This window comes from Kitasatospora sp. NPDC004240, from assembly GCF_053603215.1.
The window spans coordinates 1-14882 of the sequence record NZ_JBSGFD010000195.1 but is presented as its reverse complement, the minus strand read 5'-3'; the positions used below and the strand labels follow the sequence as shown (position 1 = coordinate 14882).

The following is a 14882-nucleotide window of genomic DNA, read 5'->3' as shown; positions in this document are numbered from 1 at the left end:
CGGAGGTCAGCCCTGCGGGGTCCGGGCCACGACCACGTGGATGGCGTGCCCGGGCCGCTCGGTGTTCCCGGCGGTGTCGGTGCCGACGGCGGTGACCCGGTAGATGCCCAGGCCGGACGGCGGGCGCACCCGCCACGTACAGGCGCGGCGCGTCCCGTCGGCGCAGCTGGGGGTGGCCCGGCTCACCACGTCCGGGGCCGGGACCTCGGAGGTGAAGGTGACGTCGACGTGGTCGGTGCCCGAGACCGCGTCGGTGACGGTGCCGGTCACGTACTGGTCGTCGTGCGGACCGCCCTCCGGGAGGGCGACCAGGATGGTGTGGTCGGCCGTGGTGAAGGCCGACGCCGGGGCCGTCCGGTCGAGGCGGACGGTGAGTGTGCGGTCGGCCTCGACGTTGCCCGCCAGGTCGGTGGCGTGGAAGGTGATCACGGTCTCGCCCTCCACGTCGATGGTCAGGCCCGCGGTGGCACCGGGCACGGTGGTGGCGGGCGTCGTCACGGCGCCCGTCGTCGAGTACGTGATGCCCGCGACGCCGGAGCCGCCCGGTTCGTCCACCGCGGTGAGGGTGACCCGGCCCTCGGCGGCGATCCAGCCGGCCGCGTCGGGCGCCGGGTCGAGGGCGGCCGTGGTGACCGGGGGCGTGGCGTCGACGCGGACGGGCAGGCTCCTCGGCTCCTCCGTGTTCTGCGAGCGGTCGACGGAGCGGTACGACAGGAGGTGGCTGCCGGCGCCGGCGACGGTGACCGGCGCGGTGTACGCGGTCCAGCCGGCGCCGTCGAGGTCGTACTCGGTGCGGGCGACGCCGGAGAGGTCGTCGGTGGCGCCCAGGGTGACGGTCACTGCGGTGGTGTTCCAGCCGGCGGCGTTCGGCGGCGGCACGGCCGAGGCCGTGGTGACCGGCGCGGTGGTGTCGGCCGGCCGGACCTGACGGGCGATCCGCTCGTCGTACTCCTCGACCTCCTCCGGTGCCGCGAGTGCCGGCATGCCGGGCCGGCCGATCGCGCCGCCGGTCAGCTTCAGGTGCGCCCAGTCGTCGTAGCCGGTGAGGGCGGTGCTGCGCTCGCCGTCGTCGTTGACGTCCTGGACGACCGGGGCCGCGTCCTGCGTGCCGTCGCAGTCCCAGTCGACGTACCCGGCCAGGCCGACCCGTGCGGGGGTGAGGGTGCCGCCGCAGTTGCGGGTGACGTCGTAGCGCAGGCTGCCGGTGGGCGGGACGGCGCCCTCGTCGAGGTGGGTCTCGTCGAGCGTGGTGGCGATCCGCGAGTAGTCGACGTACCGGGAGGTGCCGATCGGCAGGCCGTCGCCGGAGTAGTCGTAGTTCATCACGCTGAAGTAGTGCGGCTTGAAGTTGACCTCCTCGAAGCCGCCGTGGTCGAGGCTCAGGTTGTGGCCGAGCTCGTGCATGAAGGTGGTGGCCTGCTCGAAGCGGTCACCGACCTGGTTGGTCTGCCGGCCGAGGCTGAGCGCGAAGTCGCTGCTGCCGCGCGCGGCCAGGCCGGTCCAGGTGGTGCCGGGGGCCAGCAGGTGTGCGGCGAGCGCGTAGTGGAACACCGGTGCGCGTCCCGAGCTCACGAAGCCGCCCTGGGCCTTCTTGATCCGGTCGAAGTCGTCCCAGCGGTACCTGCTGCCGTTGCGCGGTTCGCAGCTGCCGTCGCCGTCGCAGCTGCCGAGGTCGGCCACCTCGGCGACCTGCCGGGCCCGGCTCAGGGTGCCCCAGGTCCGGCCGGTGGCGAAGTCGAGGACGCTGCCGGGCCCGGCGTCGACGTGCAGGTTGATGCCCGCCCGGGGCGCTCCGCGGCGTTGGTAGGGCGCGTTGGCGAAGGCGTCGACGACCTGCTGGATCGCCTGCGGGTCCAGCTGGTGGCTGTGGGCGTTGGTGGGGCTGGTGTCCGTCATCCGGTCGAGGTGGACGAAGACGTCCGGCCGGTTCACGTCGGCCCCCATGGCGGGCAGGTCGATGAACTGCGGCCCGCTGCCGTCGCCCGGGTCGATGGTCACGCCGTTGCGTTTCCAGTCGTCGGGGATCCCGTCGCACATCCGGGAGTTGCAGTCGAAGCGGTAGGTGGCGGTGGCGTTCTCCCCGTCGCCGCCCTCACGCGGGACGACGTAGCCGTTGGGCACCGTCTCGCTGTAGCTGTTGGCGCCGAAGAACGGGTTGTCCCAGTGGATGCGCAGGTGGGGGCCCTTGCCGTTGTCGATCCGGAAGAACGCGGAGCCCTCGGTCCCGGTCAGGGTGCCGCACGACTCGGACTCCCAGCTCGTGGTCGCCCCCGGCTCGATCCGTTCGGGCGGCTCGGTGGTCCAGCAGCCGTGGTCGAGGTTGTGCCCGGTGCGGATCAGTGGCAGATCGCTGTTGTTGGTCAGCACCACCTTCGTACTGCGTGCCGCGTCCGGCGCCGCGGCGGCCGGCGGCGCCGTACCGAAGCCGGTGCCGGCCCCCAACGCCACCAGCCCCAGCAGCGCCAGCCTCCGGCCCAGCCGCTGCCGCCACGCACCCCTGCCCCGCTCGACTCCCATGTGTCCTCGCCTCGTTCCGCTCCGCTCGATGGGCCCGGCGCCGCCGCGCGGCGCCACGCCAACACCGTGCGGCGGCCACCGGCCGCGGAGGATCAGGCGGGGCCTGAACGGGTCCCGAAGCCGATCGTTCGGCCCCGGACGACTGCCCTCCCCGGGTGAACCGCCGCCCGGCGCCGACCGGGCGGGGCCTGCCCCGACGTCTCGCGGCGGCACCCGCCCGGGCGAAATCCGGGCGGGACGCCGTGAGGCCCGTCCGCGCCACCGGGGCGCGCGTGGAGGGCCGTGCTCTTCTGGAGGGCACGCCGGATGACGCCCCGTCACCCCGGTGCGCCTTCGCCGCCCGATCCCGCCCCCAGGAGTCCCCGTGCCCCGAGCATCCCTCCCCCACCGGCCCACCCGACCCACCCGGCCGTCCCGCGTCGCCGGCGCGGTCGGTGCCGTCACCGTCGCGCTGGCGGTGCTCGCGGCCTCGCCCGCCACCGCGGTCGCCCCGCCGCTGTCCGACGCCCGCATCCTCGTCCACCTCGACCTGGCGGCCGGTCAGATGCCCGAGAACAGTGCGGCGGAGCCGGACGGCTCGCTGGACGTGACCTTCATCAGCGCCCGCCAGATCGCCCGGATCGGCCGGGACGGCTCGGTCACGGTCCTGGCGACCCTGCCCTTCGAGCCGAACCCCGCGACCCCGCTCATCGGCGTCGCCGCCGCCACCGGCCTCGCCCGCGCCCACGACGGCACCCTGTACGCCGCCTACGCGACCGGTACCGCGCTGACCGGCGTCTACCGGCTCGACTGCGACGGCACCCTGACCCGGATCGCCCAGCTGCCGCCGGACGGCCTGCCCAACGGGCTCGCCCTGGACGAGGAGGCCGGGGTGCTCTACTCCGCCGACTCCGCCCGGGGCGTGGTGCGGCGCATCCCGCTGGACGGCGGCGAGCCCACCGTCTGGGCCTCGGGCGAGGCCCTGCAGCCCGCCGGTTTCATCGGCGCCAACGGGATCAAGGTCCACCACGGCGCCGTCTGGGTGAGCAACACCGACCGCGGCACCCTGCTGCGCGTCCCGGTCCTGCCCGACGGCGGCGCGGGTGCCGTCGAGACCGAGGCCGACGGCCTGACCGGTATCGACGACTTCAGCTTCACCGGCCACCGCGAGGACACCGTGCTCGCCGCCCTGAACTCGCAGAACCAGGTCGTCCTGCTGAGGCCGGACGGCTCCCGCACCGTGGTGCTCACCGCCGACGACGGCCTGACCAGCCCGACCTCGGTGGCGGTCCACGGCCGGACGGTCTTCGTCACCAGCGCCGCCTTCGCGCCGCCGCCCGACCCGAACGTCCTCACCGGCGCTCCCGCTGCGGGGTGCGCCGGCGGCCCATGAGGCGTACCGGGATGTGACGGGCAGGCCCTTGTGTTCCGGGGTCAGGCGGAGAGCGGCTCGGGCTGCTCACCGCGGCGGACGGGGGTGGGGTGGCCCGGCGCGGCGTGCGCCCGGCCCAGCGGGGCGGGGTGGCCGGCGTCGGTATGGTCGTGGTGCTCGTACTCGCCCCACTGCGGGGCCCTCAGCTGGTCGGCGGCCCCGTACGGCTCCAGGTAGGGACGCCAGCGCGGGTCCTTGATGCCGGTGCCGATGATGCGCCAGGCGAGACCGCTGGGCGGGGCGGGCGGACGCTTCATCCGCCAGCCGAGTTCGGTGAGGTGCCGGTCGGCCTTGGTGTGGTTGCAGCGGCGGCAGGCCGCCACCACGTTGTCCCACCGGTGCTGGCCTCCCCGGCTGCGCGGGATGACGTGGTCGACGCTGGTGGCGGCGGCCCCGCAGTAGACGCAGCGGCCGTGGTCGCGGGCGAACAGCGCCCGGCGGGTGAGCGGGACGGGCCCGCAGAACGGGACCCGGACGAAGCGGGTCAGTCGGACGACGGACGGCGCCGGGAGGGCGCTGGTGGCGCTGTGCAGAGTGACACCCGAATCCTCCAGGCTGACCGCCTTGTGATGGAGGACGAGGATGAGTGCGCGGCGCATCGATACGACGCCGAGTGGCTCGTACGACGCGTTGAGGACCAGGACATGCGGCACGGATGCCTCCTTGGACGCCTGCGGCGCGTGGCTCGCGCCGGGACGAGCGGTTGGATCACGCAACGGGTGCGTGATCTCCCCCAGTGTCGCCTTACGCCCTTGTACGGCGCCACCACTCCTGTGTAACGGAGCCGACGTGAACTTCCTGGTGTGGCTTCCGTCATACCCGGTATGCCCGGATGGAGGACGGGTTGCACCCGGGTGTCCGTCCGGCGGACGCGGCGCGGCGGCGGCGCGCGGGCGCCCGGCGACCGCTCGGAGCGGCGGCGGGGCCCGGGTTCCGGGGGCCGGACCGGGCGCGGCACGGGCGGGGGTCGGCGGCCGGTGAGGAGATCGTGAGGGCCCGGTGAGGGGCGCTCGGGGGCGTTGACGGGGCGTCCGGCGACCGTCCGCACCCCCGGTAGGCTGGCCGGACGGTCCGCAGGCCAGGAGGCGACCAGTGGGGCGACCGGCGGGGCGACCCGTGCGAGGCGCCCGGCGCAGCCTGCTTCGGCGGGCCGCGAGCCACGCCCCCTGCAGGAAGGTCCCGCACGTGTCCTGGTCCGGTGCCGCCGGCCTTCTCGCCGACGCTTCCCCGACGCCCCTCCCGGCGTCCCCCAGCCCCACGGCCCCCTCCCTGCCGCAGCTCGAACTGAAACTCCCCACCAGCGCGGAGGAGGTCACCGACTCCACCAAGCAGGCGGCCAGCTGGCTGGACTCGCACTGGCAGGACTGGGTGGCCGGCGGGATCCGGATCGTCTTCATCGTGGTGCTCGCGCTGGTGCTGCGGGCGATGGTCCGCAAGCTGATCACGCAGCTGATAGGGCGGATGGCCAAGCCCGCGGAGAGCGGGGAGACCGACGGCTCGGGCCGGATCGGCGGACTGCTGGCCAACACCGGGGTGGTGAACCCGGAGCGCCGGAGGCAGCGCTCGGAGGCGATCGGCTCGGTGCTGCGCAGCGTGGCCTCGTTCAGCATCCTGGGCACCGCGGCGCTGATGGTGCTCTCGGCGCTGGGCGTGAACCTGGCGCCGCTGCTGGCCAGCGCCGGTGTGGCCGGTGTGGCGATCGGTTTCGGCGCCCGCAACCTGGTCACCGACTTCCTCTCCGGGGTCTTCATGATCATGGAGGACCAGTACGGCGTCGGCGACGAGATCGACACCGGGGTGGCCACCGGCACCGTGCTGGAGGTCGGCCTGCGGGTCACCAAGCTGCGCGGGGCGAACGGCGAGATCTGGTACATCCGCAACGGCGAGGTGAAGCGGATCGCCAACATGAGCCAGGGCTGGTCGACCGCCTCGGTGGACGTCCAGGTCGGCTACAAGGAGGACCTGGTCCGGGTCGAGACGCTGATCCACGAGACGGCGGAGGCCCTGGCCAAGGACGTGCCGTTCGACGAGCTGATCTGGGAGCCGGTGACGGTGCTCGGCGTGGACTCGGTGGCGGTGGACTCGGTGGTGCTGCGGGTCGAGGCCCGTACGGCCCCGGGCAAGTCGCTCACCGTGGCGCGGGCGCTGCGCCAGCGGCTCAAGGCGGCCTTCGACGGCGCCGGCATCAAGGTCAAGGAGGACACCCCAGCGGCCGCAGCGGCCGCCGGTGCGGCGAACGCGGCCAACGCCGCGGCGGCCACCGGGGTCGTGCTGACCACCACGCCCGCGCCGGGCACCGAGGCCGGCCCGCCGTCCGCGCTGGCCGACCCCACCTCGGCGCGCTCGCTGGCGGCGCAGCCGATACCGGCACCGGCCCGGCCCGGCGACGACCTCGGCAAGGCGGCGCCCTGACCGCCGGCCCCTCGGACGGAAGCCTCCGGAGCCCCGTCGCCCCTCGTGGGCGGCGGGGCTCCGGTGTGTCCGGGGCCGGCCCGCACCGCCCGTACGGGGTGCCCCGCCGCGCCCCCGGGTGCCGTCCGGGCGCCGCCCGCGGCGCGCTCCGGTAACGCTTCGGCATCCTCCGCGCGAGGGCCCATTGACACCTTCCGGAGCCGCGCCATACCGTCCTCTCCAAGCGACTGGAAAGTTTCCTAACAGTTCCCGGAACGCCCGGGGGAGGAGGATTGACGCGTGACCAGACCCAGCGCGAAGACCCCCCTCGCCGGCACCCCCAGCCTGCTGCGCGCCATCAACGACCGCGCCGCCCTCGAACTGCTGCTGGAGAACGGCCCGCTCTCCCGCACCCAGATCGGCACCCTGACCGGCCTGTCCAAGCCCACCGCCTCCCAGCTGCTGGCCCGCCTGGAGGCGGCCGGGCTGGTCCTGCCGGTCGGCACCACGGCGGGCGGCCCGGGCCCCAACGCGCAGCTGTACCAGGTGAATCCGGCCGCCGGTTACGTCGCCGGGCTGGACGTCACCACCACCGCGGTCCGGATCGCGGTCGCCGACATCACCGGCGTCACCCTCGCCGAGCACGTCGCCTCGACCAAGGGCTGGCCCGCCGCCGGGACGGTCGACCGGGTCGCCTCGGCGGTCCGCGAGACCACCGTGCGCGCCGGGATCGCCGAGGACGGCCTGCGCGAGGTCGTGATCGGCGTCGGCGGCGCACCCGACCCGGTCAGCGGCAAGCTGCGGTACGCCTCGCACCTGCCCGGCTGGCACTCACCGAGGCTGGTGCAGGACCTCTCCGAGGCGCTCCGCGCACCGGTCTCGATCGAGAACGACGTCAACCTGGCCGCCGTCGCCGAGCAGTCCTCCGGGGCCGCCCGCGGCTGCGAGGACTTCGTCCTGCTCTGGGCCGGGGAGGGCACCGGCGCCGCGATCGTGATCGCCGGCCGGCTGCACCGCGGCTTCACCGGCGGCGCCGGCGAGGTCGGCTACATGCCGGTGCCCGGCGCCCCCGTCCACACCGACGTGCGCAGACGCAACTCCGGGGGCTTCCAGGAACTGGTCGGCGCACCGGCCGTCCGGGCCCTGGCCCGCGAACACGGGCTCACCGCCCCCACCGCCGAGGAGGCGCTCGCCCTGGCCCTGGAGACCCCGGGCGCCGGCGACGACTTCCTCACCGCGCTGGCCGGCCGGCTCGCCGTCGGGCTGGCCGTGATCGTCGCCGTCGTCGACCCCCAGCTGGTGGTGGTCTCCGGCGGCGTGCCGACCGCGGGCGGCGAACGGCTGCGCGCACTCGTCCAGGACGAACTGGCCCGGATCTCCATCGCCCGGCCGGAGGTCCGCAGCAGCGCGCTGACCGGCTCCCCCGTGCTGCTCGGCGCGCTGCACCGGGCGCTGGCGGCCGCCCGCGAGGCGGTCTTCTCCACCCACTGAACCACCCCGCCCCGCCACCCCGCCCCGCCGATCCACCTGCTGCACCCGCACCACCCCACCGACGCTCCCAGGCACCCATCGCACCACCGCTCCACCTCGGCACACCTCTCCCAGACCCCCGAACGCGGGACCCGAGGCAATGACGCCTGCCCGCGCACCCCCAGGAGGACCCAGAAGTGCACCCCACCACCTCCCGCAGAAGCCGCCGGACGATCGCCGCCGTGGCTGGCAGCGCCGTCCTCGCCCTGCTCGCCACCGCCTGCACCGGGACCAACGGCTCCGGCGGCTCCGACGACTCCGCGAGCGGCAAGGACGTCACCATCACCTTCTGGCACGGCTGGAGCCAGGAGTCCGAGGTCAAGGCGATCGACGAGAACATCGCCGCCTTCCAGAAGAAGCACCCGAACATCAAGGTCAAGGCCGTCGGCAACATCGCCGACGACAAGGTCAACCAGGCGCTGCGGGCCGGCGGCGACGACGCGCCCGACGTCGTCTCCTCCTTCACCACCAACAACGTGGGCAAGTTCTGCGCCTCGAAGGCCTTCGCCGACCTGAAGCCCCTGCTGGCCAAGGACAAGATCGACGCCGCCAAGACCTTCCCGGCCGCGATGCTCGCCTACACCCAGTTCGAGGGCAACCAGTGCTCGCTGCCGCTGCTCGGCGACGCGTACGGCCTCTACTACAACAAGGCCGCGTTCGCCGCCGCCGGCATCACCGCCCCGCCGAAGACCTTCAGCGAGTTCGCCGACGTCGCCGCCAAGCTCACCGTCGCCGAGGGCGACGGCTACAAGCAGCTCGGCTTCATGCCGCTGTACCACGGCTACGAGTCGACCACCGAGCACTTCCTCGGCCAGTACGGCCCGAGCTACTTCGACGGCTCCGGCAAGTCGACCGTCGCGAGCGACCCCAAGGTGGCCGCGATGCTCACCTGGCAGAAGGGCCTGGTCGACAAGCTCGGCGGCTACGACAAGCTGGAGAAGTACCGCGCCACCTTCGGCGAGGAGTTCAGCGCCAAGAACCCCTTCCACACCGGCCAGGTCGCGATGGCCATCGACGGTGAGTGGCGCACCGCCTCGCTCGCCGCCGACAAGCCGAGCTTCGAGTGGGCCACCGCGCCGTTCCCGGTGCCGGACGACCAGGCCGCCACCTACGGCCGCGGCTACCAGACCGGCACCATCATCGGCATCGCCCGCACCAGCAAGAAGCAGGCCGCGGCCTGGGAGCTGGTCAAGTACCTGACCACCGACACCGACGCGGTCGTCAGCTTCGCCAACGCGATCCACAACGTGCCCAGCACCTTCGAGGCGCTGGGCTCGCCCAAGCTGGTCGCCGACGCGAACTTCAAGACCTTCCTGGACATCGCCAAGAACCCCAACTCCGGCACCACCCCGGCCAGCGTCAACGGCGGCGCCTACATCGTCTCCGTCCAGAACCTCGGCTACGCCTACGAGTCCGGCCAGCAGAGCGACCTGGCGAAGGGCCTGGCGGAGACCGCCAAGGAGATCGACGCCGCCGTCGCCCAGGCGAAGTAAGCGGCCCCGACCCGTACTCCGGAGCTCCCCATGGCACTCGCGTCCGTCACCCGCCGGGGCGCCGGACCGACCGAACCGGCGGCGCCCTCCACGCAGCACCTGCTGCGCCGGAGGCGCCGCCGGGAGGCGGCCCGCACCCTCGCCTTCCTCTCCCCCTGGCTGATCGGCTTCAGCGTCTTCTTCGTCTACCCGCTGGTCTCCACCGTCTACTTCTCCTTCATGCAGTACGACGGCTTCACGGCCCCCGAGTTCACCGGCCTGAAGAACTGGCGGTACGTCTTCAACGACTACCCGTTCTTCTGGCAGGGCCTGGGCAACACCCTGTGGCTGGTGGTCGTCATGGTCGCCCTGCGGGTGGCCTTCGGCCTCGGCATCGGCCTGCTGATCACCAAGGTCAGGACCGGCGCCGGCTTCTTCCGCACCGCGTTCTACCTGCCGTACCTGGCCCCGCCGGTGGCCGCCACGGTCTCCTTCGCGTTCCTGCTCAACCCCGGCACCGGCCCGGTCAACCACTTCCTCGGCGAGCTCGGCCTGCCCACCCCGGGCTGGTTCGCCGACCCCGACTGGTCCAAGCCCGCGCTCACCATGCTCGCCATGTGGGGCATCGGCGACCTGATGGTCATCTTCATGGCCTCGCTGCTGGACGTGCCCCGGGAGCAGTACGAGGCCGCCGAACTCGACGGCGCCGGCCCCCTCCAGCGCTTCCGGTACGTCACCCTGCCGAGCATCTCCCCGATCATCGTGTTCGCGGTGGTCACCGGCGTCATCCAGACCATGCAGTACTACACCCAGGCGATCGTGGCCGGGAAGGTCGCCGGCGGCATCGCCGGCAACTCCGGGCAGCAGTTCGAGCCCGGGTTCCCGCAGGGCTCCACCTGGACCCTGCCGCAGATGGTCTACAACCTCGGCTTCCAGCGCTTCGACACCGGCTCCGCCTGCGTGGTCGCGCTCGTCCTGTTCGCCATCTCGATGGCCGTCACCTCGCTCCTGCTGCGCCGCAGGTCCGGCTTCCTGGCCGGCGACGACTAGGCCCTCTCCTTCGGATCACGCCAGGCGGACGTGATCCGGAAGAGAGGACCCGAGCCCTGCCGGCGCCCACGGCGCCGACCCGGCCCGACGACCACCGGACCCAGCGGACCACAGAGGACCCCGTCATGACACTCAGCCCCACCCTCCCCGCCGCACGGCCCCGGCGGGCCGACCACCCCGCCGCCCGGGCGGCCCGCCGGCGCGCCGCCCTGAACTGGGTCGCCGTCCACTCCCTGGCCGTCGCCGCCGCCCTGTTCTTCCTGCTGCCCTTCGTCTTCGCCTTCCTGACCTCGGTGATGACCGACGGCCAGGCCCTCACCACCGACTACTGGCCCACCTCCTGGGAGTGGGGCAACTACGCCAAGGTGTGGGACACCCCCGGCTTCCTGACCTGGTGGCGCAACACCCTGCTCTACGCCGGCCTCGGCACCGTGCTGACCGTCGTCTCCAGCCTCCCGGTCGCGTACGCGCTCGCCAAGTTCCGCTTCCGCGGCCGCAACCTCGCCCTGATGGCGGTCATCTCGATGATGATGCTGCCGCCGCAGGTCGTGATCATCCCGATGTACCTGTTCTGGTCGAAGCAGATGGGCCTCAGCGGCACGCTCTGGCCGCTGATCGTCCCGATGGCCTTCGGCGACGCCTTCTCCATCTTCCTGCTGCGCCAGTTCCTGCTGACCATCCCCAAGGAGTACATCGAGGCGGCCCGGATCGACGGCTGCGGCGAACTGCGCACCCTGCTGCGGATCGTGCTGCCGATGGCCAAACCGGCCATCGCCGCCGTCGCGCTCTTCCAGTTCTTCTACGCCTGGAACGACTACTTCGGCCCGCAGATCTACGCCAGCGAGAACCCGGACGCCTGGACCCTCTCGTACGGACTGGAGTCCTTCAAGGGCGCCCACCACACCAACTGGAACCTCACCATGGCCGCCACCCTGCTGGTGATGGCACCGGTGATCCTCCTCTTCTTCTTCGCTCAGAAGGCCTTCATCGAAGGCGTGACACTGACAGGGGTCAAGGGCTGATGTCCTCTCTCAAGCTGGCCATCGTCGGCGGCGGATCGACGTACACCCCCGAACTCATCGACGGCTTCGCGCGGTTGCGCGACACCCTGCCGATCGGCGAGCTCGTCCTCATCGACCCGGCCGCCGACCGGCTGGAGCTGATCGCCGGACTGGCCCGGCGGATCTTCGCCAAGCAGGGGCACCCCGCCGTGGTCTCCGTGACCGGCGACGTGGCCGCCGGCGTCGCCGACGCCGACGCCGTCCTGCTCCAGCTGCGCGTCGGCGGGCAGGCCGCCCGCGACCGGGACGAGACCTGGCCGCTGGAGTGCGGCTGCGTCGGCCAGGAGACCACCGGCGCCGGCGGCCTCGCCAAGGCCCTGCGGACCGTCCCCGTGGTGCTCGACATCGCCGAGGAGGTCCGCCGGACCAACCCGGACGCCTGGATCGTCGACTTCACCAACCCGGTCGGCATCGTCACCCGGGCGCTCCAGAACGCCGGCCACAAGGCCGTCGGGCTGTGCAACGTCGCCATCGGCTTCCAGCGCCGCTTCGCCGGGCACCTCGGCGTCGACCCCGAGCTGATCCGCCTGGACCACGTCGGCCTCAACCACCTCACCTGGGAGCGCGGCGTCACCCTGCTCGACGCCCCCGGCGCGGCCACCGGCCGCGAGGTGCTGCCCGAACTGCTGGCCGGCTTCGGCCAGGAGATCGCCGACGACCTGCGCCTGCCCCGGCCCGTCATCCAGCGGCTCGGCGTGGTGCCCTCGTACTACCTGCGCTACTTCTACCAGCACGACGCGGTGGTGGAGGAGCTGAAGGCCAAGGGCTCCCGGGCCGCCGAGGTCGCCGCGATCGAACGGCGGCTGCTGGAGATGTACGCCGACCCGACCCTCGACACCAAGCCGGACCTGCTCGGCGAGCGCGGCGGCGCGTTCTACTCCGAGGCCGCCGTCCAGCTGATCGCCGCCCTGCTGGGCACGGGCGGCACCGGCCGGGCGTCCGTCCAGGTCGTCAACACCCGCAACGACGGGGTGCTGCCGTTCCTGCCCGACGACGCCGTCATCGAGGTGCCCGCCGAGGTGGACGCCGCCGGGGTGCGCCCGCTGCCGCAACGCCCGGTCGAGCCGCTGTACGCCGGCCTGATCGCCGCCGTCACCGCGTACGAGCACCTCGCGCTGGACGCCGCCCTGCACGGCGGACGCGACCGGGTCCACGACGCCCTGCTCGCCCACCCGCTGGTCGGCCAGTTCGAGCTCGCCGACCGGCTGACGGACCGACTGCTCGCGCACAACCGCGAACACCTCGCCTGGGCATAAGGGCCGCCCGACAAGCCCTCGCCCGCGGGCCCGGCCCGCCGCCACCCGGCGGGCCGGGCACGAGGAGACCGACCACCCCGGCCCGGACGACGGGCCGGGCCACGTACGAGCACGGGGACCTGATGACCCACCAGCCCGAACCACTCCTGCACGGCGTCCTGGCCGTCGACGCGGGCAACTCCAAGACCGACGTGGCCCTGATCGGCGCCGACGGCACCGTCCGCGGCACCGCCCGCGGCGGCGGCTTCGCCCCCCAGCGGATCGGCGGGGCCGCCGCCGTCGCCGGTCTCACCCCGCTGGTCGAGGCCGCCGCCGCGGCCGCCGGCCTGCCGCCGCTCGGCCCCTCGGTGCTGAACGGCTCGGTGGTGCTCGCCGACCACGTCAGCGCCTGCCTCGCCAACGCCGACCTCCCGGTGGAGGAGGAGGCCCTGCGCACCGCCCTCGCCTCCCACCCGTGGGGACGCAGCAGCACCGTCGCCAACGACACCTTCGGCCTGCTGCGGGCCGGCACCGACGGCCCGCGCGGCGTCGCGGTCGTCTGCGGCGCCGGCATCAACTGCGTCGGCCTGCTCCCCGACGGCCGCACCGCCCGGTTCCCCGCCCTCGGGCAGCTCACCGGCGACTGGGGCGGCGGCGCCGGCCTGGCCGGCCACAGCATGTGGCACGCCGTCCGCGCCGAGGACGGCCGGGGCCGCCCCACCGCCCTCGCCCCCGCCATCGCCGCCCACTTCGGCCTGCCCAGCACCGGCGCCGTCGCCGAGGCCCTGCACCTCGGGCACCTCGAACGCGAACGGGTGCACGAGATCGTCCGGGTGCTGTTCGCCGTCGCCGACGAGGGTGACGAGACCGCCCGCCACCTGGTCGACCGGCAGGCCGACGAGATCACCCGGCTCGCCGTGGTCGCCCTCACCCGGCTCGACCTGCTGGACTCCCCCACCCCGGTGATCCTCGGCGGCGGGGTCCTCGCCGCGCGGCACCCGCTGCTGCTCGACAACGTCACCGCCCGGCTCGCGGCGGCCGCCCCGCTGGCCGAGCCGCGGGTCGTCGTCGCCCCGCCGGTCCTGGGCGCGGCGCTGCTCGGCCTCGACCACCTGGGCGGCGACGCCGGGGCGCAGCTGCGGCTGCGGGAGGCGTACGAGGTGGCGGGGGCCACGGCGGCCTGAGGGCCCGGAACCGTCACCCCCCTCCCTCATGGCGCCGCCCCTCATGGCGCCGCCCCTCATGACTCCGCCCCCGACGGGTCCGCACACCCGTCGGGGGCGGTCCGCTTCCCGCGTCGCCATCCCGGATCCGTCCGAGGGGCAGACGCCCCCTGCCGCCGACCGGCGTCATGCGCTTGGCTGACTGCCCATGGGAACCGACCGGACGGGAACGAAGGTGCTCACCGGGGTCACGGCCACCGAGCGGCCGGACCCCCGGCGGTGGTTGGTACTCGCCGTCGGGATGCTCGCGATGACCGCCGGCTGCGCGTTCCAGTACGGCGTGCCGTACCTGATCCCCGCGCTGCGCGACGAGGGCCTCCCGCTGAGCCGCGCCGGACTGCTCGCCGCCTGCCCGACCATCGGCCTGGTGCTCACCCTGGCCGCCTGGGGCGCGGCCGCCGACCGCTGGGGCGAGCGCTGGGTGCTCGCCTCCGGCCTGGGCCTCGGCGGGCTGGTCGTGCTGGCCTCCACCCGGGCGGACGGCGTGACCGGCCTCGGCCTCTGCTTCCTGCTGGCGGGCGCGGCCGGCGCCTCGGTGCACGCCTCCAGCGGCCGGCTCATCCTGGGCTGGTTCCCGGCCGGCGAACGCGGCGTCGCCATGGGCCTGCGGCAGACCTCCCTCCCGCTCGGCATCGCCCTGGCCGCCCTGCTGCTCCCCCCGCTCGCCGCCCACGGCCGGGGCACCGCGCTGGCCGTCCTGGGCGCGCTCAACGTGCTCGCCGCCCTGCTGGTCGCCGTCGCCGTACGGGACCCGGCCCGCCCGCCCGCCGACCTGACCGGGCGCACCGGCTCCCCGTACCGCACGCCCGTGCTCTGGCGACTGCACGCGGCGGCCACGCTGCTGGTGGTGCCACAGTTCACCGTCTCGGTGTTCGCCCTGGTCTTCCTGGTGGACGAGCGCGGCTGGTCCGCCGCGACGGCCGGATGGCTGCTGGCCGGCGTCTCGGTCGCCGGCGCGGGCGCCCGGCTGGCGGCCGGGCGCTGGTCCGACC

Annotated in this window: 10 protein-coding genes and 1 pseudogene; 9 read left to right on the top strand and 2 right to left on the bottom strand. The window is 74.0% G+C overall.

All coding sequences use genetic code 11. The features are described from left to right. Positions 1 to 6 precede the first annotated feature (6 nt). Positions 7 to 2517: an OmpL47-type beta-barrel domain-containing protein gene (locus tag ACWEQL_RS34610; protein WP_452154353.1), complete on the bottom strand. Its 2511-nt coding sequence runs from the start codon at positions 2515 to 2517 to the stop codon at positions 7 to 9. A 364-nt stretch (positions 2518 to 2881) separates the two neighbouring features. Here ACWEQL_RS34610 and ACWEQL_RS34605 point away from each other — a divergent pair, with 364 nt between their 5' ends. Then, a complete protein-coding gene (locus ACWEQL_RS34605) occupies positions 2882 to 3889 on the top strand; it encodes an SMP-30/gluconolactonase/LRE family protein (RefSeq protein WP_452154352.1) in 1008 nt (335 codons plus the stop codon). A 182-nt stretch (positions 3890 to 4071) separates the two neighbouring features. Here ACWEQL_RS34605 and ACWEQL_RS34600 read toward each other — a convergent pair. Continuing rightward, positions 4072 to 4581, bottom strand: a pseudogene (locus ACWEQL_RS34600) (HNH endonuclease); the annotation flags it as partial. Between the two features lie 532 nt (positions 4582 to 5113). Between ACWEQL_RS34600 and ACWEQL_RS34595 the strand changes: the two are divergent. From ACWEQL_RS34595 to ACWEQL_RS34560, 8 genes are all read left to right on the top strand, one after another. Further along, a complete protein-coding gene (locus tag ACWEQL_RS34595; protein ID WP_452154351.1) occupies positions 5114 to 6340 on the top strand; it encodes a mechanosensitive ion channel family protein in 1227 nt (408 codons plus the stop codon). A gap of 279 nt (positions 6341 to 6619) precedes the next feature. Beyond that, complete coding sequence (locus ACWEQL_RS34590) at positions 6620 to 7810, top strand: ROK family transcriptional regulator (protein WP_452154350.1); 1191 nt, start codon at positions 6620 to 6622, stop codon at positions 7808 to 7810. A 221-nt stretch (positions 7811 to 8031) separates the two neighbouring features. Continuing rightward, on the top strand, positions 8032 to 9342 hold the full coding sequence (locus tag ACWEQL_RS34585) for an ABC transporter substrate-binding protein (protein WP_452154349.1): 1311 nt from the start codon (positions 8032 to 8034) through the stop codon (positions 9340 to 9342). Between the two features lie 30 nt (positions 9343 to 9372). Next, the gene (locus ACWEQL_RS34580) at positions 9373 to 10371 is read left to right on the top strand and encodes a carbohydrate ABC transporter permease (RefSeq protein WP_452154348.1); all 999 of its coding nucleotides are present in this window, start codon (positions 9373 to 9375) and stop codon (positions 10369 to 10371) included. A 125-nt stretch (positions 10372 to 10496) separates the two neighbouring features. Beyond that, entirely contained in the window at positions 10497 to 11393 is an 897-nt protein-coding gene (locus ACWEQL_RS34575; RefSeq protein ID WP_452154347.1) for a carbohydrate ABC transporter permease, read from the top strand. Beyond that, the gene (locus ACWEQL_RS34570) at positions 11393 to 12688 is read left to right on the top strand and encodes a 6-phospho-beta-glucosidase (protein WP_452154346.1); all 1296 of its coding nucleotides are present in this window, start codon (positions 11393 to 11395) and stop codon (positions 12686 to 12688) included. The genes ACWEQL_RS34575 and ACWEQL_RS34570 overlap by 1 nt, the downstream gene beginning before the upstream one ends. Positions 12689 to 12810: 122 nt before the next feature. Continuing rightward, the gene (locus ACWEQL_RS34565; RefSeq protein WP_452154345.1) at positions 12811 to 13851 is read left to right on the top strand and encodes an N-acetylglucosamine kinase; all 1041 of its coding nucleotides are present in this window, start codon (positions 12811 to 12813) and stop codon (positions 13849 to 13851) included. Between the two features lie 187 nt (positions 13852 to 14038). Further along, positions 14039 to 14882: MFS transporter (locus ACWEQL_RS34560; protein ID WP_452154344.1), on the top strand; the 844-nt coding region annotated here is incomplete at its 3' end.